This window comes from Pseudomonas sp. BMS12 (assembly GCF_001592875.1).
Lineage (GTDB): Bacteria > Pseudomonadota > Gammaproteobacteria > Pseudomonadales > Pseudomonadaceae > Aquipseudomonas.
Window position 1 is genome coordinate 140,428 of the sequence record NZ_LSOF01000006.1, and the last position, 23,248, is coordinate 163,675.

Here is a 23,248-nt window from a genome sequence, read left to right on the forward strand (position 1 = left end):
TCAGATCACCGTCAGCGCGCCGTTGTTGATGGTGACGGTCGGCCCAACCAGGGTGAGCATGGCGCCCTTGCCGTTCTGGATGTAGATGCCGGTGTCATTGACGATCAGGGTCGCGCCGGTGGCGCTCTTGAGCATGATGCCGCCGGTGGGGCCGGGCAGGTCGGAGATGGTCAGGCCGTTCTGCAGCGGAGTTTGCAGGGTGATGGCCGACAACCCCGGCGGGGTGGCCAGAGCCAGTGCGGGGATCTCCGCGGCGCTGCCCCAGAAGCAGCCGACCCAGATCGGGTGGTCCGGGTTGCCCTGCTCGAACTCCACCCACACGCCGGAGCCGATCATCGGCAGCGCCACCATGCCGTTCTGGATGCCGGCAATCGGCACGCAGGGCATGGCCCAGCTGGCCGGCACCAGGCCCGCCACGTCCGGCACCTGCACCTGCAGGCGGCCCTGCTGCATGGGGTCGATGTTGTTCAGCACCATGCCGCGATATTTGCCGTAGTAGCGTTGCTGGCTCATGCGGGCACCGTTGGCGTAATGGAGATCAAACCGTTGCGGGTCAGGTTGAAGCTCTGGCTGAACTTGCCGCGGGCCAGGGTGCTGGTAACGCTGCTGACGTAGTACAGGCCGTCGTAGGCGACCCCGGCGCCGCGCACGCCGACCAGGCGCCGCGGACGCAGGATGCGGCCATAACGCAGCACATCCAGGCTGCCACTGGCGCTGACCGAGTCCTGAGACTTCTTCGCCTCGGCCAGGCCGGCGCAGATGGCCTGCATGGGGCTCATCTTGGCCGTGTCCTTCATCATCTTGAGGTTGGCCAGCGGCGTGGAGAGCACGCCCAGCGGCGGTTGCAGCGGGTTGAGGTTGGGGATCGGAATGGGGATGGGCACGCGAGTCATCTGGTTCTGGATGAACACGATGGGCAGCACCCCCTTGGTCGGGTCGAAGCTGAAGTTCAGCGACTCGACGTTGGTGTGCGCATCCATGTCGATGTTCAGCGCCGGCTGTGGCGGGCCGACTTTGATCTCCGGGCCGAAGTAGGCAATGTTGGTCAGCGGCACCTCACCCGGCTCGATATAGAACACATGGCCGACTTCCTCGGCCAACTGGCGGACATAGGCCAGGTCCGTGCCCTGCTGGGCGGGGATGCGCTCGATGGGAATCGGTACATCGGGGAAGAACGAGGGGATCGGCAGCGGAATGATGCCGAACGCCGCATATTTAGCGCAGATCAGTGCGAAACGTGCTTCGACCGGCATGGCCGGGTAGGGCAGCCCGGAGAAGTCGATCAGGTCCATCACCTTGGTCAGGTCCTCGCCGGTGATGGTGATGCTGCCCGGCTGGCGGTTCTGCCCGGCCTGAACCTCGACATTGGTCAGCACGCCATCGAACAGCGGCTGCGGCCGCCCGCCCAGGGTCACGATCAGCACCACCCGCAACGGCGGTGTGCCCAGCGTGGTGTTGTTGCCCACAGCGATCAGGAACAGGGTGTTGAGTTCCGATTTGCTGTTGACCTTGAAGCGCAGCTGGAAGCCGCTGGCACCTTCACTGGCACTGGTCACCGTGACTTCTTCCAGGGCGTCGATCAGCACGGCCGGCACCGGCAATGGAATCACCGGGCCGATTAGCAGGCTGAGGTGCACGGCATTGCTCATGAGTCCGCCCCCGGCACGCCTTCCGGCAGGGTAATGCGCAGAGTCCGGCCGGGCGTTTCGGTCAGCTCGGCCGGGCGCAGGGCACCGTTGCCGTCGCACAGGCGCCAGTACTGCTGCGGGTCGCCCAGATGGCGAGCGGCCAGGTTGTCGATGCGGTCGCCAGCCTCCACCCGGTGCTCGCCGAGGGTGGCGAAGTTCTCCGGTGGCGGCACGAAGCGTCGGTGCACATAGCTCAATACCTCGCCATCGGCGCGCGTCCACTGGGCGATGTCCAGGCCGTGGTAGCGGCTGTCCGGGGCGAAGGCCGGGGCGGTGAGGGCGTTGGCCTGCATGAAGGCCTTGAGCGGATCGGTCATGGCAAACCTCCAATACCCAATGCATCGAAACCGAAGGTGGCGGCCCTGCTGGCCAGTTTTTCCCGCGATTGCAGGTAGGCCATGAACAGCCCGCCGCCCTTGTGATCGAAGCCGAGGTCGTCCACCGAGAGCACTCGCAGGCTCAGGGTGCAGGTGGCGTTGATCGGGTTGAGCTGCGGGTCGAAGGCTTCCTCGGCAATCGAGAAACTGGTCACCCGTACCGGCACGATGCGCTTGGCGCCCCACACGAACAGCACCAGGGCCGACTCCATCGGCGCGATCTCCAGGGTGCCGGCCGCCGCCAGCGCCTTGCCGGCCAGCAGGTCGGCCGCCGTGGGGTTGACCAGCGACTCCAGCACGGCCAGCTGCGGGGCGATGCCTGCCTCGACCACGGCCTGATGCTGTTCGGGAAACTGCAGCTGGTCGGCGGCATCGATCTCCGCCTCCAGCTGGAAGGTCTCTACCGCCGGCCCCTTGAGCCGCAACGCCTCGGAACGCTCGGAGCCCTCGTCGGCACCCTGTACCTGCAGGCTGCGGGTGAGCTTTTCCGGGTTGTACTGCAGGGCGATCACCCGGCGTACCTGGGCCGACTGCGGATCGATCATCACCAGGCCGGCTTTGATCAGGCGGGGGGAGCGATCCAGGCTCATGATGGCTCTCCCTGCGGGTCTATGCGGTGCATGAGTACGGCAGTGGCGTGCGGTCGCGAGGCCTTACCGAGATTTGCCGCTATCCACTCGTGATTGAGAACGCGGCCCTCGAAGTCGATCCAGATGCGCGGGTCCTTGGCGCAGCTGTAGCGCCGACAGACGCCGGGACGGTGGTCGTAGATGGCGCAGCCCTTACCCGTCTGGTGGACACAGCAGCCATCGGGTTGCTTGCGAATGTGGTAGGGCTGGCCCAAGTCCCAGCGCGCGTGGCCTTCTTCTATTTCCGCGACGCTGAGGGCGAAATTGAGGCGACAGCACACGGCTTTGCAGATCGGCAGGCGGCTTTCGCAGTCGACCATGGCCGTTGGCGGCTGGTCCTCGATGGTTTCGACGCGGATCAAAGTGCCTGGGCCCAACTGCTCGCCACGCTGGCGCAGTTCTTCATCCACCCGCTGCATGGCATGGCCCAGCTCAGTGCTGTCGATAACGCCCTTGGCAATCAGCAGGTCGGCCAAACCGTGCACGACTGCCTGCAACTGGTTCAGACGAAGGGCGTTCTCGCCCAGGGCGGTATGAGCGAACAACGTGCCTCGTTCGAGCTGGTTATTGAGTTCCGCAACCGGGTTGATACGTTTGCGTTCAGTCATGACCCTGCTCCTTGAGCCAGCCCCGCCAGGTTTCGACTGCCAGGCTTCGACGGGCCTCACTGGCGTCGTAGGCGTAACCACCGTGAGTAGCCCAAAGTTCGCGGAAACGGTTTTCATCGTCACTGCAGGCAAAGCCGCGACCCCGGACGAAACCGAAGTCGCGCATGACAATGCCCTCGAAGGCGCGCTGCGCGTGCAGGCGCGTATCCGCCGCGTCGGCCAGCATGAGGTCGAGCAGGGCAGGGGCAGCCACCCAACCCAGCTCGGCCAGCGCCAAGACGGCTGGCGTGATATCGCCATGCAGCTCATCCGGCGCGTTATCGAGCGCGGCGAGCAGTTCGGCCAGACGGACATCGGCAGACATTGGGCGCCTGCTCCTACTTGGTTGGCGCGGTAGAAGCGCCAGGATTCTTGTAGAACTCGTTGAATGCCGTCAGCGCGGCATTGAAGGTCGCTGACTGTGCGTAGTGCGCCGCTGCGTGCTCGGCCGTCACCTTTCCTTTGGCTGGATCGCTGATGGTGAAGCCCCAGGTCAGGGTGGCGTAGATGTAGCCGGTGTCGGCAGCCTTTGCGGCCGTTTCAAAACTGAAGCGACATTTCTGGCTCCAGCCTGGATAGTCCCAAAGCGATGCTTCTGTGACGGTTTTACCTGCCTTGCTCCCGTCCTGGCTGCTACTCGCATTCGGCCAGTAGTCCCGGTAATAGGGCGATACGGCCGCGTCTGCCTTGGCCGTACGTGGTGACGCTGCGGCCGCTGAGTGGTCAACAAAGAATCCGGCCTCGACACCAGAGCTGCTATCGGCGGTGGTCTGAACCTTGTTGCGGTCAGCCTCTGCGCCAGACCACACATAGTCTTTCCCTGTACTCAGATCTTCGAGCCTGACGACCTGCAGCAAACGAATGTTTTTCGAGTCCGGCGCGGTGTCGCTGGCCGTGAACTTGATCGTGCCGCTCATGCCGTTCTTGGCCCCGGCATGGCTCTCGGTCTTGAGGTCGGTCTTGAAAGTGCCGTCGGTGGATTTGTATTCCTTCTTCAAATCGCGCTGCACATGGGGCGCCACGTTGCGCTGCACGCTGCGCAGCACCTGGTCACGAGCCGCCAGCGACGGCGAGGGCGTGTGATCCAGCAGGTCGGCCAGCTTATGGGCCTCATGTTCGGCAGGGTCGCTCGGGCGGCTCACGGGCAGATGCCCGTCAGGCCTGACTGCACGCCCACTCTGCTGCACCGTGTGAATGGCCTCGTGCGCCAACAGATGTTGGCGCTCACGGGCAGGAAGCCCCAGGGCCTCGCTACCCAGGTGAATATCCCGGCCCAAGGTGTAAGCCCGCGCGCCCAGTTGATCGGCTGCGGCCATGGACGCGCGCCCGCTATGCACACGAACCTGGCTGAAATCATGGTTCAGGTGCGCGCCCAGACGCTGCAGCAGTGCTTGCGGTAGTGCAGTAGCGGACTCATCCGCCGCCTGGGTCAGAGCGTCTCCCGGAGAGCGTTTGTTGGTTCTGCCCGGAGCCGTGGTGGCAGCAGTGTGGCTGGTCGCCACAGGGCTACTTTCTTGTCGAGTCTGTTTCATTGTTCTGCTTCCTCTATAGAGAGAAACAACGGGGTCTTTCTGGCGTCTGGTGGTTTCTCCCGAGTACTGCCGCCCTACGACGATCAATGGACATGGCTCACCCCCTATTCGCTTGGAGCGCCAGATGAGCCGGGGTTCTTGTAATACTCATCGAATGCAGCAACTGCCGCCCCGAAAGTCGGGGAAGGTTCGAGCTCTCCTATGGCGTGTTCTGCACTTACCGAGCCCTTGGTCGGGTCATTGACGGTGAAGCCCCAGTTCAGGGTGGCGTAGACATAACCGCTGTCCGCTGCCTTGGCTGCCGTTTCGAAGGTGAAACGGCGCTTTCCAGCTGATCTTGGGGAGTCCCAGAGCGAGGCTTCATTGACGTCGGAGCCCTTCTTGCTACCGTCCTGGCTGAAATTCGGCACATAGTCTCGGTAGTAGGGGGATACGGCCGCATCGGTCTTTGCCGTACGAGGAGAGACCATCTTGGCTAGATGGTCGACGAAGAACCCTTCCTGCACTCCCGTAGCGCTGTCAGCGGAGGTCATTATCTCGTTACGGGGCTCTTCGGCTCCCGCCCATACTTCCTCCTTGCCGGTATCCAGGTTTTCAACTCGAACTACCTGCAACAAACGAATGTTTTGCGAGTCAGGCGCAGTATCGCTGGCCATGAACTTGATGCTGCCGCTCATTCCGCTCTTGCCCGTTGGATCTCTCACCGTGCTGAGGGCTGTTTTGAACGTGCCGTAGGGAAGCTGGTGTCTATTCTTCAAATCGCGCTGCACATGCGGCGTCACCCGATGTTGAACCCTGCGCAGAACCTGATCGCGCACCGCCAGGGATGGCGATGGCATGTGGCGGATCAAACCGGCCAGCTCATGGGCCTCATGCTCGGCAGGATCGCTCGGATGACTGACGCTCAGGTGCTCGCCTGGGGCGACTGCATCCCCGCCCTGTTGCGCGGTATGAATAGCCTCATGCGCCAAAAGCTGCAGGCGCTCGTCGCAAGCAAGCGCGGCAGCCTCGCTACCCAGGTGGATGTCCCGTCCCAGGGTGTAGGCGCGAGCTCCAAGTTGCTCCGCAGCAGCCATTGAGGTGCGCCCGCTGTGCACCCGCACCTGGCTGAAATCATGAGATAGATGAGCGCCGAGACGCTGCACCAGTGGCGGGGGGAGTGGGCTCGCTGACTCTTTCGCGGCCTGTATCAGCGCCTCGGCGGGAAAGCGACGATCAGCACTGTCCTGGGCCGTGCGGGCAGTCTTGCCGCTTGCCACTGCTGGACTGCTTTCTGTGCTGAGCTGCTTCACCGTGCCGTGTCCTCTATCAAGAGCAACAACCGAGTCGTCAACAAGCCCTTCGCGGCGGCAAGGGCGCTAAATGTCATGTTCTGGGTGCAGTCCGCGGACAATGCTTCTGCCGATGGCTTGCCCCAGACCTTCGCTACCTGGCGTTGTGCTGCGCACTTCACCAGCCTTCATCCGCGCCAGATGGCCAATACCGCTCAGCGTTTCAGCCATGCCCGCTATCGCGAGCTGGCGCTGTAGCTCGGCCTGCAAGGCGGCGGAAAAGGCTTCCGCGTTCCGCGCATCGATACCGCACAAAAGCAGGCGGTCGATATGCAGCACGATGCGGCTCATACCCACCCCCGGGTTTCCGCATCGGAAATCGGTTTGTCGCGTTTGGCAGCCTCGATATGCGCGGCCCGCAGCAGATGCGGCATGCCCACGGACGTGCCCGCCTCGGCGGCGAGAAAAGCGGCGGCCAGGGCAATGTTGCGAATGGTGCCGCCAGGCACGGCCAGGTTCGCCAGCTTGCGATAATCCAGCGGCTCCACTGGCGTGGCAGCCGGGAACACACCCTGCCAGAGCGCTTCGCGTTGCGCCTGATCGGGGAAGGGGAAGTGCACCACGAAGCGCAGACGCCGGGCGAAGGCGCCATCCAGCGCAGCCTTGTGGTTGGTGGTGAGAATAGCCAGGCCGCGATAGGCCTCCATGCGCTGCAGCAGGTAGCTGACTTCGATATTGGCGTAGCGGTCGTGGCTGTCCTTGACCTCGCTGCGCTTGCCGAACAATGCATCGGCCTCGTCGAACAGCAGGATGGCGCCTAGTTCCTCGGCTCTGTCGAAGACGTTGCGCAGGTTCTTTTCGGTTTCTCCAATGTACTTGCTGACCACTGCCGACAGGTCGATGCGGTAGAGCGCCAGGCCCAGGGTATTGGCCAGGACTTCGGCAGCCAGAGTCTTGCCGGTACCGGAGTCGCCCCAGAACAGGGTGGCAATGCCCAGACCGCGCGCCCCCTTGTCGGCAAAGCCCCAGTCGTGGTGCACGGTAAGGCGGTGACGGGTATGCACGGCAATTTGCTGCAGAACCCGACGCTGCGTTTCGGGCAACACCAGATCGTCCCACTCGGCGCACGGTGCTATGAGTTGCGCCAGCTCGCTCATGCCTGGGGCCTCGGCCCGGCAGGCAGAGTGCAAGGCGGCCAGGTCGACCTGCGTAGCAAGGTGCTCGGCGATAGCGGCGATCCGTCGAGCGCCAAGCCGGTACTGCCCGGCCAGACTGTCGATGATCGTAGTCAGTTCGTCTCGGCGCCGGCCCAGGGCCTCGCGCCAGAGGCGACGTTGCTCGGGCACGTCGGGGCGATCGACCTTGAAATGCTCCCCATCCAATGGAACTGGCGCTCGCGAGGCGATGATCAATATCCCGCCGAGACGTTCGACAAAGCGTTCGAGCGTCTTGCCGTCGTTATCGTGCAACTCGATCAACAGGGCGCTGCCGAGCAACGCGGCCTCGCGCTGCCACAGCGTGGCCAGTGCGGCCTGCTCATGGGCGCTTGTGGGGACGTCCGCGGCACGCAGGCCATACAAGGTCACGCCCAGGCGCCGGGCAATGTCGGCGGCGACATCCTGCTGGCCCTGGGCATCATCGCCGCTCAGGAGGACGGTTCGCGGCCTGGCCACGGCGCCTTGCAACCTGGCGCTGGCGGCCGCGCTGACTGCAATGTGCGCTCGACACATCAGACCCGCGGGCGGCAGCACCTGCAGCAGCGGTTGCAGGCGTTGATCCAGATAGTTGAGGCCGGCCAGGTAGTGCAGCACGCGCTCGTCCATGCGCAGGCGCCCGACCGTCAAACCGGCACTTTCGTCCACCTCCAACAGACACCAACGCCGCAGCGGCTCGGTAGGTGCCAGGGCATCCCAGTGGGCGCCGGGCAGGGCGCTCATGGCCAGCGCGAAGTTTGCCCAGGGCCGATTGACCTGGCCACTGGCCTGCGCGCACAGCTGTCCCAGGCGGGCATCCATCTCCACGCCGGCAACCAGGAGCAAGAGAGCACGTTCGAAACCGCTCAATTCGAACAGCTGGGTCAGGGTGTCGATAGCGGGTGGCGCGCTCATCTCTGCGCCAGGCACGAAGGTCTCCGCAGGCGGCTCTTCGTCAGCGCCGAGCAAGGCGCGCAGGCGGGCGAACTCGGCCACCAGACACTGCTGATTGGCGCTCGACCAGTCCAGGGCAGCCGGGGCGTTCATGTGATGGTCAGCCGTTGATTGAGGAAGGTTGGCGGGGTACTGCTGTGGTCGACAATGGGGCTGTCGATGCCGTCGATACGTAGGCGCAGCAGGTGTTCGCCGACTTCGGCCTGTTCGATCAGGAAGTCCAGCGTTGCGGTCGGCGCGGCAAAGCTCTGTGGCAGCACCTCGCGCTGGCCGACTAGCAGGCTGACACGCTGACCAGCACGCAGTTCGGGGGTGAAGTCGATGCTTATCAGGACATCGCCATCATCGTCGCGCGCCAGATTCTGTGGCAGATTGGTGATGTCCGGCGCCAGGGTGAAGGCCAGGCGATTGCTTTCCCGCGCGCTGCTTTCGCCACTGCGCACCAGTCGCGCGCTTGCCTCATAGATGCCCACCGGGAAGTCGGCGGCGCGTGCTACCGGTATCAGCAGCTCCATGCTCGCGCCGGAGTTGGCCCCGCTGGCCGCCAACATATCGCTGACCTCGTAGCGCGGGTTGCTCACTCGCACCTCGCGCGCGCTGCCATCCAGGTGATGGCCGCGCAGCACGATGTTCTGCCCAAGACGTGCGGCTGGCTGATTGCCAGCCGGCACTATGGCCTCCAGGGTTGGCAAAGCCGGCACCAGAGCAGGGGAGACCTGCACGCCACGCTCGCGCCCGGAAACCGGATGCACTTCGCCGCGGGTCAGCACGGGCAGGGGGGCGAGGGCAGGGCGGGTGGCTTCGATCAGCACCACCGAGACCTGGTACGCCGCCGTGGGGCGCAGGCTCGACTGGGTCGCCGACCACAGTTTCGAGCTTTCCTCGGTATTGAGCGTCAGCGGGGTGATGCGCAGCAACTCGACCTGTTCGGCCAGCCCCGAGTCAGCCAAGGCACGCAGGGCCGGTGGTAGCACCACGCCAAGATCCGGTGAAGGGGTGAGGGCGGTGCGAATCATCTCGCGGGTGATGATGGGAAACTCATGCATCAGTTGCATGGCATAGCCCAGCAGTATCTCGGCATGCAGATCACCGCCGCTGTAGGCAGAGATCAGGTAGTGCAGGTCCAGGGCCAGAGGCGGGTTGCTCACGCGTTGCCGGCCGCCAGCGTCGTATGCGGGCAGGCCCTGGTTGCGCCAACTGGCGTTGGGCATGACCTGATAGAGGAACAGGTTGAGCTGGCTCGACTCGGTGCCATCCGCCGGTACCACGCGATCAGGCGCCAGCACGCTGACAGTCACGGTGCTGCCCAGCACGCCGGCGACGTTATGGTTGACCAGTCCATCGTTGAGGCGGTCGCGCAGCACGGCAGTGACGCCGGCCAACGCCAAGGCGGTGCTCATCGGCCGTCTCCCTTGCGTTTGGCCAGGTAGTCATCCAGCGACAACGGTGGCTGGCCCTTGCGCGCCTCGCGCGGGCGTGGCGCAGGTTCGCGGATGGCGGTGACCTCGATGCGGCCGATATGGATATGCACCTCGTCGGGTTCGCGCGCAGGCGGGCTGGCGGGCGCTACAGACACACTAACCGGGGCAGGTTGGCTGCGCCGGGGGAGCAGGGGCTCAGGCACGTCCGGTGCCATTCGTGTGGCTTGCGCCGGTTCGTCTGGCGCCGCGACGACATTTGGCATGCGCATGCCACGAGGGCTGCTCGACTGCTGCGAAGCCTTGATCTTGGCGCTGGCCTGCATTGGCGGTGATGCCACCGTTGGCGGCACGAGCCTTTCGGGGGCGAACGGCGCCGAAATAGTCGGAGGTTCATCTGTCGCTGCCTGGATGGCGCTGGGTGGCTGCATCCGCTCCAGGCCAGCGACATGCGGGCTGCCATCATTCGCTTGAGCACTACGCGCATCACCCACTTGCTCGGACACCTGAGCATGTGCGGGAGCGTCGAGTAGCACTTCTGGGAAGGGTGTTGCTTGCCGCCGGGGTTGGGTTGTAGCGGTAGGTGCGGATGGCGCAGCACTCTGACGAGCAACCGCCCTGGTTCGGGACTGAGCCTCTTTATTGTCGGGCGCAATCAAGTCAGGTTCCGCGGCGTAGGGCGGTTCGCCGGGGTTGTGAAAAGGCAAGCTCACCGTTGCATGCAGAGTCGCGGCGGGGCGTCCAAGGGCCTGGCCGGCCAACCTGCGAAAGAGGCTGCTCATGCCATCACCCGCGCCAGGTAAGCGCTGCGGCGACTGTCGCTGAGGGCAAGGATTTCGGCCTCGTTCCAACCATAGGCCTGGGCCAGCAGATGGATATCGTCCAGCAGGCTCCGCGCCTTGCAGTCGATCTCTTCCCACAGATAGGCCGCGATATCCAGGCTGGCCTCGCCAACATACGCGCAAGCCGGGCAGCAAAACTCCAGCGCCAGGTCGGCCCAGGGATCGGCCGCCTCGATGGCGCTCTCGATTTGAGCACACCTCTCGGGGCTTGCACCGCAGGCCTGCGCCAGCTGCCGCGTCGCCGTATCCACATCCGTGCAGCCGACGAGCTGTGCCAGATCACGGCTGGTGGGGCAGCGATAGAGCTGCCCATCCACCTCAACCGATTCCGGCGGAGCCAGCATCGTGGGCAGTTGCTCCGCCGTCAGCTCGAACTCCATGCGCTCGCCACAGCTCGGGCAGTCCAGCCAGAGCGCCAGGCGCGGGCCGAAATTGCGCCAGCGCAGGCGCATCAGGGCGGCATTGCGATCGCCCAGGGGGCGGTCTGCGAGCTGGTCGGGCGCAAGGTCGGGCCGCACCTGGGCGTACAGCAATAGCGCCCGATCCAGCGGGTGGCGGATCACGCCATGCTCCCAGATAGCCAGCAGGCGTTCGCTGCTCAGCGGCGACATGATGATCAGGCCGGCTCGGTGAAGCTGGGCTCGCTCGGTTCGGTCACGTCGTAATCGCGCTCCCAACCCTCGTTCTCCAGCTTGATGGTCTGGATCGCCACCGCATTGGCGTTGGCGTCCAGGTCCGGCAACGCCTGATACTCGGACACCCAGCAGCGGAACACCTTGTAGGCGAGGGCGAGCTGACCGGCTTCGTTGTAGACCTCGATGATCAGGTCCTTGCGAAAGTCCTTCAACGACACCTCGGCGCCGAGCCCCGCGCCGAAGTTCCAGACCTTGTTGGCCCACTTCTCGAACTCGGTGTCGTGGGTGACCCCTCGCTCCAGGGTGATGGCCTCGAACTTGGTACGCCCAGGCGACTTGCGCGACGTGGAGGGGTCGCCACCTTCACGGTGCTCGACCAGTTCCGTACTGCGCTTGAGCGAGCCAACCTTGCTGATGCCGGCGACGTAGCGACCGTCCCATTTCACCCGGAATTTGAAGTTCTTGTAGGGATCGAAACGCTGTGCATTGACGCTGAACTGGGCCATGGCCTGTCCTCCTAGACGTCGATCTGTCCGGCCATCTGCTGCAGCTTGATGACCACGAACTCGGCGGGTTTGAGCGGGGCGAAACCGACGAGGATGTTCACCACGCCTCGGTTGATATCGCTCTGCGTGGTGGTTTCACGGTCGCATTTGACGAAGTAGGCATCGCGCGGGCTGGAGCCCTGAAACGCGCCCTGACGAAACAGATCCTGCATGAAGGCGCCGATGTTCAGGCGGATTTGCGCCCACAGCGGCTCGTGGTTCGGCTCGAACACTACCCATTGGGTGCCGCGAAACAGGCTTTCTTCGAGGAACAGCGCCAGTCGGCGCACCGGCACGTATTTCCATTCGGAAGCCAGCAGATCAGCGCCGGCCAGGGTGCGCGCGCCCCAGACCAGATGGCCGGCCACTGGGAAGGTGCGCAAACAGTTCAGTCCCACGGGGTTGAGCACGCCGTTCTGCGGGTCCGTCATGGTGTAGGTGAAACCCTGCACCCCGGAGAAGGATGCGGCCAGGCCGGCCGGGGCTTTCCACACGCCACGCTGCACGTCCGTACGGGCCATGATGCCGGCCACTGCGCCGCAGGGCGCGAAGTCGGCGATGCGGTTTTCCGACAGCGGATCGGGCATGCGCAGCCGCGGGAAATACACGGCGGCGTTGATCGCATCGTCATTGCCAACCGCCGCGCGCAACGCATTCACCCCGGTCCCGGCGGTGGCGATGGCTGTGCTCTGGTTGGCCGTCCAGAGCGCTGGTGAGTCGATGACCAGCAGCGCTCGACGCTCCTGGCAGTAGCTCGCCGCCGCCGCCCAGGTCGCGGCGACGAGATCGCCATCGCGGGTGAGGGGAGGGATGCACATCAGGTTGAACAGGTCGGCATCTTCGAGGGCGAAGATGCCGGTGCGCTGGTCGCGATTGCCGGTGATCTGGCCATCGGTGATGGCGACGCCATCGCTACCCAAGGTGCCGGCGGCACTCGCGGTCCCGTCCGGGTTGGCGACGCTGACGGTGCCGTTATTCGGGCTTTCATCGGCTGGTGCAGCAGTCCGTACGCTGACCAGGGCCGACTGTTCGTTGAGCACGGTGTTGACGAAGCGCGGGCTGAGTGGGTCGACCGAGACGTTGCGGAACTCTTCCGAAGCCACGGTCGCGCTGCCGCCGGGGCGGTCCAGCTCCTCGATCAGCAGGTTGAACAGCAGCAGATCGCTGGTATCACGGGTCGCGTGGTCGACCGTCGCGCGCAGACGGTTACCCCAGGTGCCGGGGCTGGCGGCTTCGAGCAGTAGCGAGCCGGTCGCGGTTTCCAGCTCAAGCGTGGCCGTGCTGGCGGCAATATCGCCGTTGAATACCCGCACGATCAGGGCGTCGCTGCCGCCATGCTGGAAGAATTGCAGCGCTGCATAGCTCAAGGTGCTCGGTTGCCAAAGGCCACCGAACAGTCGCGAATACTCGGCAAAGCTCTGCACGCGAACCGGGTCGTTGACCGGACCGCGAAGCGCGCGCCCGACAAAGGCCGTGATGGAGGTGGCGACACCGGTGATGCTGCGCACACCGCTGGGTACTTCTTCGATATAGACGCCGGGGTAACTCAGGTTTGCAGGCATGGCTGGACTCCTCAGAAGAATCTGCTGCCCGGCCTAATACAAGATGGCGCGCAAACCGGGCATGAAACCACTCGGTGCACAAGGAGATCGATGCGGACGATACGAATGCGCGCAATCAGGAAAGACGAGCGTCCAGGCCCAAATGCGGCGGAGAGGAAAAAGCTAGGCTTCCGTCCTTGAAACTAGGCGTCAAACGCGGACTGCTGGAGCCCGATTGGCCATAGGGCCGATGAATCTATCTAGACCTTAGGACAGCGTTGCCACGCCGCAATGCTGTCAAACTGCCAGTCTGACGAGAGGTCTGTACGCTAGTGCTAGAAGCGATGACTCGGCGCGGTGGATAGCCATCCATAGATTCGCATAATGTATATTATGTTAAATAGCATGTAGAGCAATGGATCCTCAATTCAGCCTTGTGATCGGGTGAATTTGAAACAGAATGCATGTGAACACCCCTCTCGTGAGCAGTCTGGAAGACAAATTTGAAACATCATCCTCTATGATTCTGTAAATTTGAGACTCCATCTGTAGGTGTATTCATCACCATCTCGCGCTCGAGGGCTTTAGAGAGCTCATCGTGCACAGATTTCAAATCCTCACTGAGGGTGATCAGCTGCCTGTCTCGGTCGGCGATCTGCGCTTCCGTCGTATGAGCGAGGAAGTAGTAGTCAAGGCTCATGGCTAATCTGTCTTTCCCCTCTTTAGCTAGTTGTTTCAGGAGGGCTGTGCACTCCGTTTCGGCAACAGCTAAGACCTTTTTGTGTGCTGCCTGCTGTCTCGCAAATTCCACTGAATCTCTTCGCTGGCGCTCCTCAGACTCCTGAAGCTGCTTCGACCGCAATTTGAGCATCTGTTTCATGCTAACGACTTCGTTATTCAAATACGTCAGCTCGCGCGTTTTCGCATCCAGTCTCTCCTTCAGTCTGTGAGCCATTTCGGTAGCTTCGGCATGCCTCTCCGACATCTTGGTCAAGGCTCTATCGGCATTTTCATGCTCCGTTAGTGCGCGAGCGAGCTCATTCAGCAGTGTTCCATTAGACAGTCTCTCTATACGCAGATGAGCCTGTAACACCTCAATCTTGCTTTGTGCCTCAGTATGAGCAATGCCGACCTCTTCCTGGAGCATCTCTTGGAGTTGGCTTTGCGAGTCCGGCAAAGATGCTTGGAGCATCCCCTGTTCACCGAAAGACTCGCCCTTACTCTTCGTTTCAAATTCGAGCAACTGCGTCTGGATGGTGTTAGAGCCCCCAGTCTTCGTCAGGATTTTACGGACGCTTGGCTTCAATCTTTGTCTGAGGAGTTGGTCTCGGGCTTTCCGCACCTCCTTCAACGATATGCCGTCTTTCGCCATCTCTTTCGCCGAATATAGAACTTAGCTCGCACGTCTCGTACGGTGCTTAGGTTGGTCTATCCATGAATAGTAACCGCTTGAAGTGGAAATGCCTGAGTCGACGTCCGCATCGCCCAGAGCTGCACGTGCTCGGTAGCGCATTCTTCCCGATCAAACGCACCTTGGGGTTTCTTGTGTCCAGTCCCTGAGAGACACATGCATGCAGCATGCTGATCGACTTTTTAGGCAACGCCGGGCCCTCTAGAATGAGCTTTATAGTCGATTATAAAGTGATTATAGAGCGATTATAGAATCCGCTTTTGGTATCTAGATTGGGTATCCGCGCCTCCCCGCGCTTCAGGTCGCCGGGCTTTGTGCTAGCGCGCCGAGTGGGTCTTGCGAATCCTACAAGCTTGAGAAATCCGCTTAAACGGAGCTACCAGTTGAGCCCGATACCCAGTCGGGTAGTCACGTTCTCGCAGTCCTACCTGGGCATCGCCGAGCTTTTCTGCCGCGTCATAGAAGGTTCTAAACAGGTGATCCCACAGCAGTAAGAACTCGCCGAAATTGACCTGAGCATCTTCGAACTCCCGTTTGTGGTGCCAGCGGTGTGTCTCCGCGACGCCAATCACATTGCGCATCCAGCCTAGCGAGTAGTCCAGGTTGGAATGCTGAAATGCGAGATGTACTGTCAGGATGCCAAACCAGGTTGCGACGAGAGCTGAAGGTGTCCCCATCGCGAAGAGCACCAAGAGTCCAGGGCCCGCCATTATCGCTGCGTGTAGTGGATGTCGACGCTCGCCATTCATCCAATAGAGGCGCTCTGCACTGTGATGGGGCTCATGTAAGCGCCATAGCCACGGCACATAGTGGCTGAGTCGGTGCATGGCATAGAGACTGAGATCCAAAACCATGGCTACGATGAGCAACTGGCCCCACAGAGGCCAGGCCGTTGGAAAGGTGCGCGCGGCATCAGGCACCCAATCGCCAAGTTGAGCCAGAATCGCAGCAGTGAACTGGATGACGGACAGATTCACAATCAGGTGAAGCAGATCGGTCAGTGTATCGCCGTGGTCGGTAAGCCAGCTCTGACGGAACGGTTGTAGACGCTCCAGCATGGCGACCGGAATAATTCCGACTACGGCAATCAGGGCTGTGCTGGGCCAATATGGCACGCCCTCGTAAAGCTGCCAGATCATCCAGCCAGCCGTACCGCCAAATATGACGGGATAGCTGAACCAGCGGATCATAAACCTGAAGCAATTGCTCATCATGCAGCCCCCTCTTCTTGATACCCCTACGTTAGGCGGCCCCCAGGGTTCTGGCTTGAACAAAAAAGCTGACCTCAGCTGCTGAGACTGACCTGGCTCAGAGCTGAAGAAGGATCGAGGCCAAATAGGCTGCGAAAGGTGCGGGAAAAGTGCGCGGAATCCGAGAATCCTGCAGCATGGGCGGCCCCTGTCAGACTTTGGCCAGCCGTAATGAGTTGTAACGCAGCGACCAGGCGAAGCCACTTACGGTAGCTGCGCAATGGCAAGCCAGTCTGTTCAACAAACCAATGAGAAAAACGAGTCGTCGACAGGTGCATCAGGTCTGCCAGTTCTTGTCTGCCATTGGCGGGCTCGTTCAAGGCTTCAAGGACAAGTTGCAGCCGTGAATCGATGATCGGCAGATCGGTGAGATTAAGAAATTGGCGAACCGCTCCCCGCATTTGCTGTGCGTTGATACAGGGAGTTGCCAACAGTCTCTGCAGAGACAAAATGCTTTGCACATCGATAGGCAAAATGCTCGTAGAGGCATTGAATGCCCGTGCCTCCTCAGAAAGTGCATCAAGGTAAATCGAAATAACCTCAACTGCTTCGATTCGATGAGTGACACCCGCGTGAATGCAAATGGCTCGGGCCGTGACGTGGCTATCAGGTGTAGTCACCGTCAAGTCGCGGTTGATACCAATGGTGATCTGGTGAGCCATGTGGCGATGCCAATCATGATTGCCTACCTGCCCTAAAAACACCCCGAAACCTGGAGATACCCAGGCTTTGCCGTGCCAGCTGGCACTCTGTGATGCAATCACCTGACAGTTCCTCTGCTTTCGGCACCCTACCCTGCATGACACTCTATTTGATCCAAATCAACGAAGTGCTGTTATCGCCAAAACGAGCGTTCATGCCCCGGGGCAATCTGCTATCGTCGCCCTATCGCCCCGCCTGGTGAATTGCTGTGCGTCGGATTGGATTGATCCTGGTAATGATTGCTAGCCTCGTGCTGCCGGCCTTCGGCGGTATGGCTTTCAGCATGCCTGCACAACCTTGCCCGATGCAGAGCGCCGATCATCAGGGCCATGCAATGGCCGATGCTCCGTGCTGCGAGCAAATGGATAAGTCTGATGGGGTGGCCAGTAAGTCCCCCTGCAAATCCGGCCAGGAATGCAAGACCGGAGGACTTCTCCAGACCACCGTTATCAAGAGCATATCCCCTCTTCCCTCACGCCCCGAGATATTGCTGACCCAGTCGGTGATTAAGCGAGAGCCCGCAGGACTCTGGCGCCCTCCTCGTTTCGTCTAATGCAGTGATCTTCGCGCCTTTAAACCAGGCGCATCGTCGCGACCACGCTTTTGGTGGCGACCTCGATCAATCGCATTGGAGGCGAAAGCATGCCCGCTTTCCTTTTCCCACGCCGTGGCTATCTCGGTGTGTTAGCTGCCGCATTCTTGGCAGTTCCCTGGGTTGCTGCACAGGCGCAGCCCCTAACCTTCGAACGAGCGCAGGCGCTCGCCGAACAGCGCGCACCTGAGAACCTGGCGCGACAAGCACAGGTCGCCTCGGCACAGCAGGCCGTAGGTCCCGCAGACGCCCTGCCCGATCCCAAGCTGATTCTCGGTATCGATAACCTGCCCATCGAAGGGCCTGATCGTTACACCCTGAATCGGGATTCGATGACCATGCGCCGCATTGGGCTCATGCAAGAGGTTCCCAATGGTGACAAACGCCAGGCCCGCCGCCAGTTGGCCGAGGCCTCCGTTGTCCGGGCCGAGGCCGAGCAGCGCGCCATGCAGCTTGAGGTCAAACGCCAGACCGCATTGAGCTGGCTGGATGTGTACTACGCCGAGCACAGTGTTGGTCTCTTCGATCAACTGGACCGTCAGATCGAGCTGCTCCGCTCGACGGTGCAATCGCTGATCGCCGGCGGCAGCGCTCAGCCTGGCGAACTGCTGCAGGCCGACCAGGAGGCTTTGGCTTTGCAAGATCGACGGGATGAACTGAATCGCGACGTGGCGATTGCTCGGGCCAAGCTGCGCCGCTGGATAGGCAACGAAGCCGATCAGCTACTGGCGGGAGATGTACCCAACCTGAGCTTGGACGCCCCCCATCTGCAGCACCGATTGGCTCAGCATCCCGACTTGCGTGCCGCATCTGCCCGGGTTGGCGAGGCCAGTGCAGAGTTGAATGAGGCTGTAGCCGAGAAGACACCTGACTGGGGCGTAGAATTTGCCTACAACAACCGCGACAACCAGTTCGGCGACATGGTGATGGTGCAGTTTACCTTCGACCTGCCGTTGTTCGTCGGCACCCGTCAGGGCCCCAAGATCAACGCCAAGCAACAGAGCGTGTCGCAAATGGAAGCCGAGCAGGAAGTGCTGCTGCGCGCCCATCAGGCTGAGCTGGAAAGCGGTATTGCCGAGTTGGAGCAACTACGCAGAGCTCTGGCGCGTACCGAGAAAACCTTGATCCCTCTGGCGAGCAAACGTGCCGATCTCGAGCTGGCCGCCTATCAGGCCGGCAAAACTCAGCTGGCATCCGTCATCACCGCCCAGCGCGAACTGATCGAGGCTCAGCTGCGACAGATCGAACAGCAGCGCAAGCTGAGCCAGCTCTCCGCGAGCTTGTACTACGCCTATGTGGAGGGCCTGCAATGAAGATTTCAGCATTAGGTTTTTCCGCGGCTTTGCTGACCATGGGCATTGCCGCGGCAGGCGGTGGCTACTGGCTGGCCGAGAGGCTGGCCAACCATGAGGTCATGCCAACTCCCGCACCGACGGATGAGCGCAAAGTGCTCTACTGGTATGACCCGATGCAACCTGAGCAGCGCTTCGATAAACCGGGCAAGTCCCCCTTCATGGATATGGAGCTTGTCCCCAAGTACGCAGATGCAGGGCAGGACTCCTCGACCTTGAGCGTGCCCTCGCAAGCCGTGCAAAACCTCGGGATGCGCACCGCGCCAGTGACTCGCGGTGTGCTGCCTTCGGGTATCGAGGCAGTCGGTTCCCTGGCCTATAACCAGCGCGAGGTGGCGAACCTGCAGGCCCGAGCGGGTGGGTTCGTCGAACGGGTCTACGGACACGCCCCTGGCGATGTATTGCCCGCCGGTACGCCCCTCGTCGACCTGCTGATTCCCGAATGGTCTGCCGCCCAGCTGGAGTTCCTGGCAGTGTTGCGTACCGCTGACACGCGCTTGATAAGTGCGACCCAGGAGCGCCTGCGCCTGCTTGGCATGCCTCAATCGTTGGTCGAGCAGGTTCGTCGCAGCGGCCAGCCACGGGCGGTTCAGACCATCACCACGCCCATCGCCGGCGAGCTGCAGGCATTGGAAGTGCGTGCCGGGATGACCGTGGCAGCCGGCCAGGACCTGGCGCGGATTAACGGGCTGTCCACGGTCTGGCTCGATGCCGCAATCCCCGAAGACCAAGCTGGAGCGGTTCAGCTTGGCGCGAGCATCACCGCCACCCTGACCGCTTTCCCAGAACAGCCTCTGCAAGGTCGTGTCGTCGCCTTGCTGCCGAGTGCCGACTCGCAGACGCGTACGCTCACGGTGCGCAGCGAGCTCGCCAATCCCGCCGGTAAATTGCGCCCCGGCATGTTCGCCGCCGTGCGCCTGAACAGCAGCGTCGAACAACCCGCGCTACTGATCCCGAGTGAAGCTGTGATTCGCACCGGTAAGCGTGCGCTGGTGATGCTGGCCGAAGCCGATGGGCGCTACCGCCCCCTGGAGATCACTTTGGGCCGCGAGGCCGATGGGCGTCTGGAGGTGTTGTCCGGTCTTGAGGAAGGACAGTCGGTCGTTACCTCCGGCCAGTTCCTGATCGACTCGGAGGCCAGCCTCCAGGGTGTCGTGGCCAGCCATGTCGAGCAGAACAATGCAAAGAAACTCCATGAGTCCCATGGCGTGATTCGTGCCCTGGACGCCGAGGAGGTCACCCTGGAGCACGGTCCATTCGAGAGTCTGAACATGCCCGGCATGACCATGGCATTTCCGCTGGCCAGCCCTGAAGTGGCTGCGGGACTCAAGCCCGGGGATCACGTACGCATCGGCGCTCGTCAGACGGACTCCGGCTTGCAAATAGAGCGGCTCGACAAGCAAGGAGAGCAGCCATGATCGCGCGCCTGATCCACTGGTCGATAGGCAACCGCTTCCTGGTGCTGCTGGCGACCCTGTTCATCACCGCTTTAGGGATCTGGTCGTTGCGCAACACGCCGGTGGACGCGTTGCCGGATCTCTCCGACACCCAGGTCATCATCAGAACCAGCTTTCCCGGCCAGGCGCCGCAAATTGTCGAGAACCAGGTGACCTATCCGCTGGCCACCACGATGCTCTCGGTCCCGGGGGCGAAGACGGTGCGCGGCTACTCGTTCTTCGGCGACTCCTTCGTCTATGTGCTGTTCGAGGACGACACCGATCTCTACTGGGCGCGCTCGCGCGTGCTGGAGTACCTCAACCAGGCCCAGGAACGCCTGCCCGAGGGCGTCACCACCACCCTCGGTCCGGATGCCACAGGCGTGGGCTGGATCTACCAGTACGCCTTGGTCGACCGCAGCGGCCAGCATGACCTGTCCCAGCTGCGGGCGCTGCAGGACTGGTTTCTCAAGTACGAGCTCAAGAGCCTGCCCAACGTGGCCGAGGTGGCTACCCTCGGCGGCATGGTCAAGCAGTACCAGGTGCTGCTCGATCCGCAGAAGTTGGTGGCTTATGGGGTAACTCAGCAGGAGGTCGAAGCGGCGCTGAAGAGCGCCAACCAGGAAACCGGCGGCGCCATCCTGGAGCTGGCGGAGCGCGAGTACATGGTGCGGGCCTCGGGCTATTTGGAGAGCCTGGATGATTTTCGCAATGTGCCGCTGCGGGCTTCGGCAAGCGGAATTCCGGTGCTGCTGGGCCAGGTGGCCACCATTCAACTGGGGCCAGAGATGCGTCGCGGTATCGCCGAATTGGACGGCCAGGGTGAAGTGGTCGGTGGCGTGGTCATCCTGCGCTCCGGCAAGAATGCCCGGGACACCATCGCTGCCGTGAAGACCAAGCTGGACAGCCTGAAAGCCAGCCTGCCCGCCGGCGTCGAAGTGGTCACTACCTATGACCGTTCGCAACTGATCGACCGTGCCATCGACAACCTCAGCTACAAGCTGCTGGAAGAGTTCGTGGTGGTTGCCTTGGTTTGCCTGATCTTTCTCTGGCACCTGCGCTCGTCGCTGGTCGCGATCATCACCCTGCCCCTGGGCATTCTGATGGCCTTCATCGTCATGCGCTACCAGGGCGTCAATGCCAACATCATGTCGCTCGGCGGGATCGCCATCGCCATCGGCGCCATGGTCGATGCCGCCGTGGTGATGATCGAGAACGCGCACAAGCACATCGAGGCCTGGAAGGCGCGGCACCCCAATGAGCCGCTCCAGGGTGAGGCGCACTGGCGAGTCATCGGCGAAGCCGCGGCCGAGGTCGGGCCGGCACTCTTCTTCAGCCTGCTGATCATCACCCTATCGTTCCTCCCGGTCTTTACCCTGGAGGCCCAGGAAGGACGCCTTTTCGGCCCGCTGGCCTTTACCAAGACCTACGCCATGGCCGCTGCTGCCGGCCTCTCGGTCACCCTCGTACCGGTGTTGATGGGCTACTGGATTCGTGGGCATATCCCCAGCGAACAGCAAAACCCCTTGAACCGCTGGCTGATCGGCGCATACCGGCCGGTGCTGGAGTGGGTGCTGGCCTGGCCCAAGGTGACCCTGGCGCTGGCCGTGCTGGTCTTTGTGTCCAGTCTGTGGCCCCTCAGCAGACTCGGGGGAGAGTTCCTACCGCCCATGGACGAAGGCGATCTGTTGTACATGCCTTCGGCCCTGCCCGGCTTGCCGGCGAGCAAGGCAACCCAGCTGCTGCAGCAAACCAACCGCATGATCCTCACGGTGCCGGAGGTGGCCCGAGTATTTGGCAAAGCCGGGCGAGCGGAGACAGCTACCGATCCGGCGCCGCTGGAAATGTTCGAGACCACCGTGCAATTCAAGCCGCGCGAACAATGGCGCGCGGGAATGACGCCGGAGAAGCTGATTGAGGAGTTGGATCGGGCGGTGAAAGTCCCTGGGCTGTCCAACATCTGGGTGCCGCCAATTCGCAACCGCATCGACATGCTGGCCACGGGGATCAAGAGCCCCATCGGCGTGAAGGTCTCCGGTACCTCACTGGCCGATATCGAGCGCATTACTCGCGATATCGAGGCGGTGGCCAAAGACGTACCTGGGGTGAGCTCCGCGCTGGCAGAGCGCCTCACCGGCGGACGCTATGTGGATATCCAGATCGATCGCCTGGCCGCGGCACGCTACGGCCTGAGCATTGCCGACGTACAGGCGGTGGTATCGGGTGCCATTGGCGGCAGCAACATCGGCGAGACGGTCGAAGGATTGGCCCGCTTTCCGATTAACCTGCGCTACCCCAAGGAGTGGCGGGACAGTCCGCAGGCGCTAAGGCGTATGCCGATCCTCACCCCTGCCGGCCAGCAGATCACCTTGGGCACCGTAGCCCAGGTCAGCCTGAGCGAGGGGCCGCCGATGCTGCGCAGCGAGAACGGGCGCCTGTCCGGCTGGGTCTATGTCGATGTCCGTGGGCGCGACTTGGCATCGACCGTGCGCGAGCTGCAGCAACGCGTAGCTGAGCGGGTACAACTCGACGCCGGCATGACCGTTTCTTACTCCGGTCAATTCGAGTTCCTAGAGCGCGCCAATGCGCGGCTGTCCTGGGTGGTGCCGGCGACCTTGTTGATTATCTTCGTGCTGCTCTACCTGACCTTCAGCCGCTTCAGCGAGGCCCTGCTGATCATGGCCACCCTGCCCTTCGCCCTGTCGGGGGGCATCTGGCTGCTCTATTGGTTCGGCTTCAACCTGTCGGTGGCCACTGGGGTCGGCTTCATTGCCCTGGCCGGCGTCTCGGCCGAGTTCGGGGTGATCATGCTGTTGTATCTGAAGAACGCCTGGCATGCTCGGCTGGACTCCGGACGCAGCGGTGATCCGGCCCTGCTTGAGGCCATTCGGGAAGGCGCGGTGCTGCGTGTCCGTCCCAAGGTGATGACGGTTGCCGTGATCATCGCCGGCCTGCTGCCCATTCTCTGGGGCGGTGGAGCGGGTTCAGAGGTGATGAAGCGCATTGCCGCCCCCATGGTTGGCGGCATGATCACCGCCCCGCTGATGTCCATGCTGGTCTTGCCGGCAGCCTACTGGCTGATGCGAAGACAGCGCACAGGAAAAGTTCGCGCTCCGCAGGCGCTGTAACTCCAGACGCTCAGGTGAGCCGCACTCCAAGTGCGGCTCACCTGAGTAGCAGCACAAACCGCATTACGACGATGTAACTTTGACTTCATTTTTGTGACAGGTTGC

At 62.3% G+C, this 23,248-nt stretch carries 21 protein-coding genes; 3 read left to right on the forward strand and 18 right to left on the reverse strand.

Annotation, left to right across the window (positions count from 1 at the left end; translation table 11 throughout):
- The 18 genes from AYB31_RS06690 to AYB31_RS06780 form a co-directional block, all read right to left on the reverse strand.
- The gene (locus tag AYB31_RS06690) at positions 1-513 is read right to left on the reverse strand and encodes a phage baseplate assembly protein V (protein WP_068827030.1); all 513 of its coding nucleotides are present in this window, start codon (positions 511-513) and stop codon (positions 1-3) included.
- The gene (locus AYB31_RS06695) at positions 510-1,649 is read right to left on the reverse strand and encodes a hypothetical protein (RefSeq protein ID WP_068827032.1); all 1,140 of its coding nucleotides are present in this window, start codon (positions 1,647-1,649) and stop codon (positions 510-512) included. Before AYB31_RS06695 ends, AYB31_RS06690 begins: the two co-directional genes overlap by 4 nt.
- Positions 1,646-2,005 carry a hypothetical protein gene (locus tag AYB31_RS06700; protein WP_068827034.1) on the reverse strand — a complete coding sequence of 120 codons (360 nt, stop codon included), beginning with the start codon at positions 2,003-2,005 and terminating at the stop codon, positions 1,646-1,648. The genes AYB31_RS06695 and AYB31_RS06700 overlap by 4 nt, the downstream gene beginning before the upstream one ends.
- Positions 2,002-2,655 carry a hypothetical protein gene (locus tag AYB31_RS06705; protein WP_068827036.1) on the reverse strand — a complete coding sequence of 218 codons (654 nt, stop codon included), beginning with the start codon at positions 2,653-2,655 and terminating at the stop codon, positions 2,002-2,004. The genes AYB31_RS06700 and AYB31_RS06705 overlap by 4 nt, the downstream gene beginning before the upstream one ends.
- Positions 2,652-3,302: a YkgJ family cysteine cluster protein gene (locus AYB31_RS06710; protein WP_068827038.1), complete on the reverse strand. Its 651-nt coding sequence runs from the start codon at positions 3,300-3,302 to the stop codon at positions 2,652-2,654. The genes AYB31_RS06705 and AYB31_RS06710 overlap by 4 nt, the downstream gene beginning before the upstream one ends.
- The gene (locus tag AYB31_RS06715; RefSeq protein WP_068827040.1) at positions 3,295-3,666 is read right to left on the reverse strand and encodes a hypothetical protein; all 372 of its coding nucleotides are present in this window, start codon (positions 3,664-3,666) and stop codon (positions 3,295-3,297) included. Before AYB31_RS06715 ends, AYB31_RS06710 begins: the two co-directional genes overlap by 8 nt.
- 13 nt (positions 3,667-3,679) lie before the next feature.
- On the reverse strand, positions 3,680-4,873 hold the full coding sequence (locus tag AYB31_RS06720; protein WP_082805225.1) for an eCIS core domain-containing protein: 1,194 nt from the start codon (positions 4,871-4,873) through the stop codon (positions 3,680-3,682).
- A 104-nt stretch (positions 4,874-4,977) separates the two neighbouring features.
- Positions 4,978-6,165: an eCIS core domain-containing protein gene (locus tag AYB31_RS21055; RefSeq protein WP_082805226.1), complete on the reverse strand. Its 1,188-nt coding sequence runs from the start codon at positions 6,163-6,165 to the stop codon at positions 4,978-4,980.
- A 66-nt stretch (positions 6,166-6,231) separates the two neighbouring features.
- On the reverse strand, positions 6,232-6,495 hold the full coding sequence (locus tag AYB31_RS21370) for a hypothetical protein (protein WP_153020658.1): 264 nt from the start codon (positions 6,493-6,495) through the stop codon (positions 6,232-6,234).
- On the reverse strand, positions 6,492-8,384 hold the full coding sequence (locus AYB31_RS06740) for an ATP-binding protein (RefSeq protein ID WP_068827050.1): 1,893 nt from the start codon (positions 8,382-8,384) through the stop codon (positions 6,492-6,494). The genes AYB31_RS21370 and AYB31_RS06740 overlap by 4 nt, the downstream gene beginning before the upstream one ends.
- Positions 8,381-9,691 (reverse strand): DUF4255 domain-containing protein, encoded by a 1,311-nt coding sequence (locus tag AYB31_RS06745; protein ID WP_068827052.1) that lies wholly within the window; start codon positions 9,689-9,691, stop codon positions 8,381-8,383. Before AYB31_RS06745 ends, AYB31_RS06740 begins: the two co-directional genes overlap by 4 nt.
- Entirely contained in the window at positions 9,688-9,915 is a 228-nt protein-coding gene (locus AYB31_RS21375; protein ID WP_236715511.1) for a hypothetical protein, read from the reverse strand. The genes AYB31_RS06745 and AYB31_RS21375 overlap by 4 nt, the downstream gene beginning before the upstream one ends.
- Positions 9,916-10,487: 572 nt before the next feature.
- Positions 10,488-11,162 (reverse strand): hypothetical protein, encoded by a 675-nt coding sequence (locus tag AYB31_RS06755; protein ID WP_068827056.1) that lies wholly within the window; start codon positions 11,160-11,162, stop codon positions 10,488-10,490.
- Between the two features lie 5 nt (positions 11,163-11,167).
- Positions 11,168-11,692 (reverse strand): phage tail protein, encoded by a 525-nt coding sequence (locus AYB31_RS06760; protein WP_068827058.1) that lies wholly within the window; start codon positions 11,690-11,692, stop codon positions 11,168-11,170.
- A gap of 11 nt (positions 11,693-11,703) precedes the next feature.
- On the reverse strand, positions 11,704-13,293 hold the full coding sequence (locus tag AYB31_RS06765; protein WP_068827060.1) for a phage tail sheath family protein: 1,590 nt from the start codon (positions 13,291-13,293) through the stop codon (positions 11,704-11,706).
- A 490-nt stretch (positions 13,294-13,783) separates the two neighbouring features.
- Positions 13,784-14,644: a DNA-binding protein gene (locus AYB31_RS06770; RefSeq protein WP_068827062.1), complete on the reverse strand. Its 861-nt coding sequence runs from the start codon at positions 14,642-14,644 to the stop codon at positions 13,784-13,786.
- A 356-nt stretch (positions 14,645-15,000) separates the two neighbouring features.
- Positions 15,001-15,897 carry a sterol desaturase family protein gene (locus AYB31_RS06775; protein WP_236715512.1) on the reverse strand — a complete coding sequence of 299 codons (897 nt, stop codon included), beginning with the start codon at positions 15,895-15,897 and terminating at the stop codon, positions 15,001-15,003.
- A gap of 71 nt (positions 15,898-15,968) precedes the next feature.
- Positions 15,969-16,697, reverse strand: a complete 729-nt coding sequence (locus tag AYB31_RS06780) for an AraC family transcriptional regulator (protein WP_068827064.1) — start codon at positions 16,695-16,697, stop codon at positions 15,969-15,971.
- 580 nt (positions 16,698-17,277) lie between these two features.
- Between AYB31_RS06780 and AYB31_RS06790 the strand changes: the two genes are divergently transcribed.
- Genes AYB31_RS06790 through AYB31_RS06800 form a run of 3 tightly spaced genes read left to right on the forward strand, consistent with a single transcriptional unit; the run spans position 17,278 to position 23,143 of the window.
- Entirely contained in the window at positions 17,278-18,540 is a 1,263-nt protein-coding gene (locus AYB31_RS06790) for a TolC family protein (RefSeq protein WP_068827068.1), read from the forward strand.
- Positions 18,537-19,997 carry an efflux RND transporter periplasmic adaptor subunit gene (locus AYB31_RS06795; protein ID WP_068827069.1) on the forward strand — a complete coding sequence of 487 codons (1,461 nt, stop codon included), beginning with the start codon at positions 18,537-18,539 and terminating at the stop codon, positions 19,995-19,997. The genes AYB31_RS06790 and AYB31_RS06795 overlap by 4 nt, the downstream gene beginning before the upstream one ends.
- Entirely contained in the window at positions 19,994-23,143 is a 3,150-nt protein-coding gene (locus AYB31_RS06800) for an efflux RND transporter permease subunit (protein WP_068827071.1), read from the forward strand. Before AYB31_RS06795 ends, AYB31_RS06800 begins: the two co-directional genes overlap by 4 nt.
- Positions 23,144-23,248 lie beyond the last annotated feature (105 nt).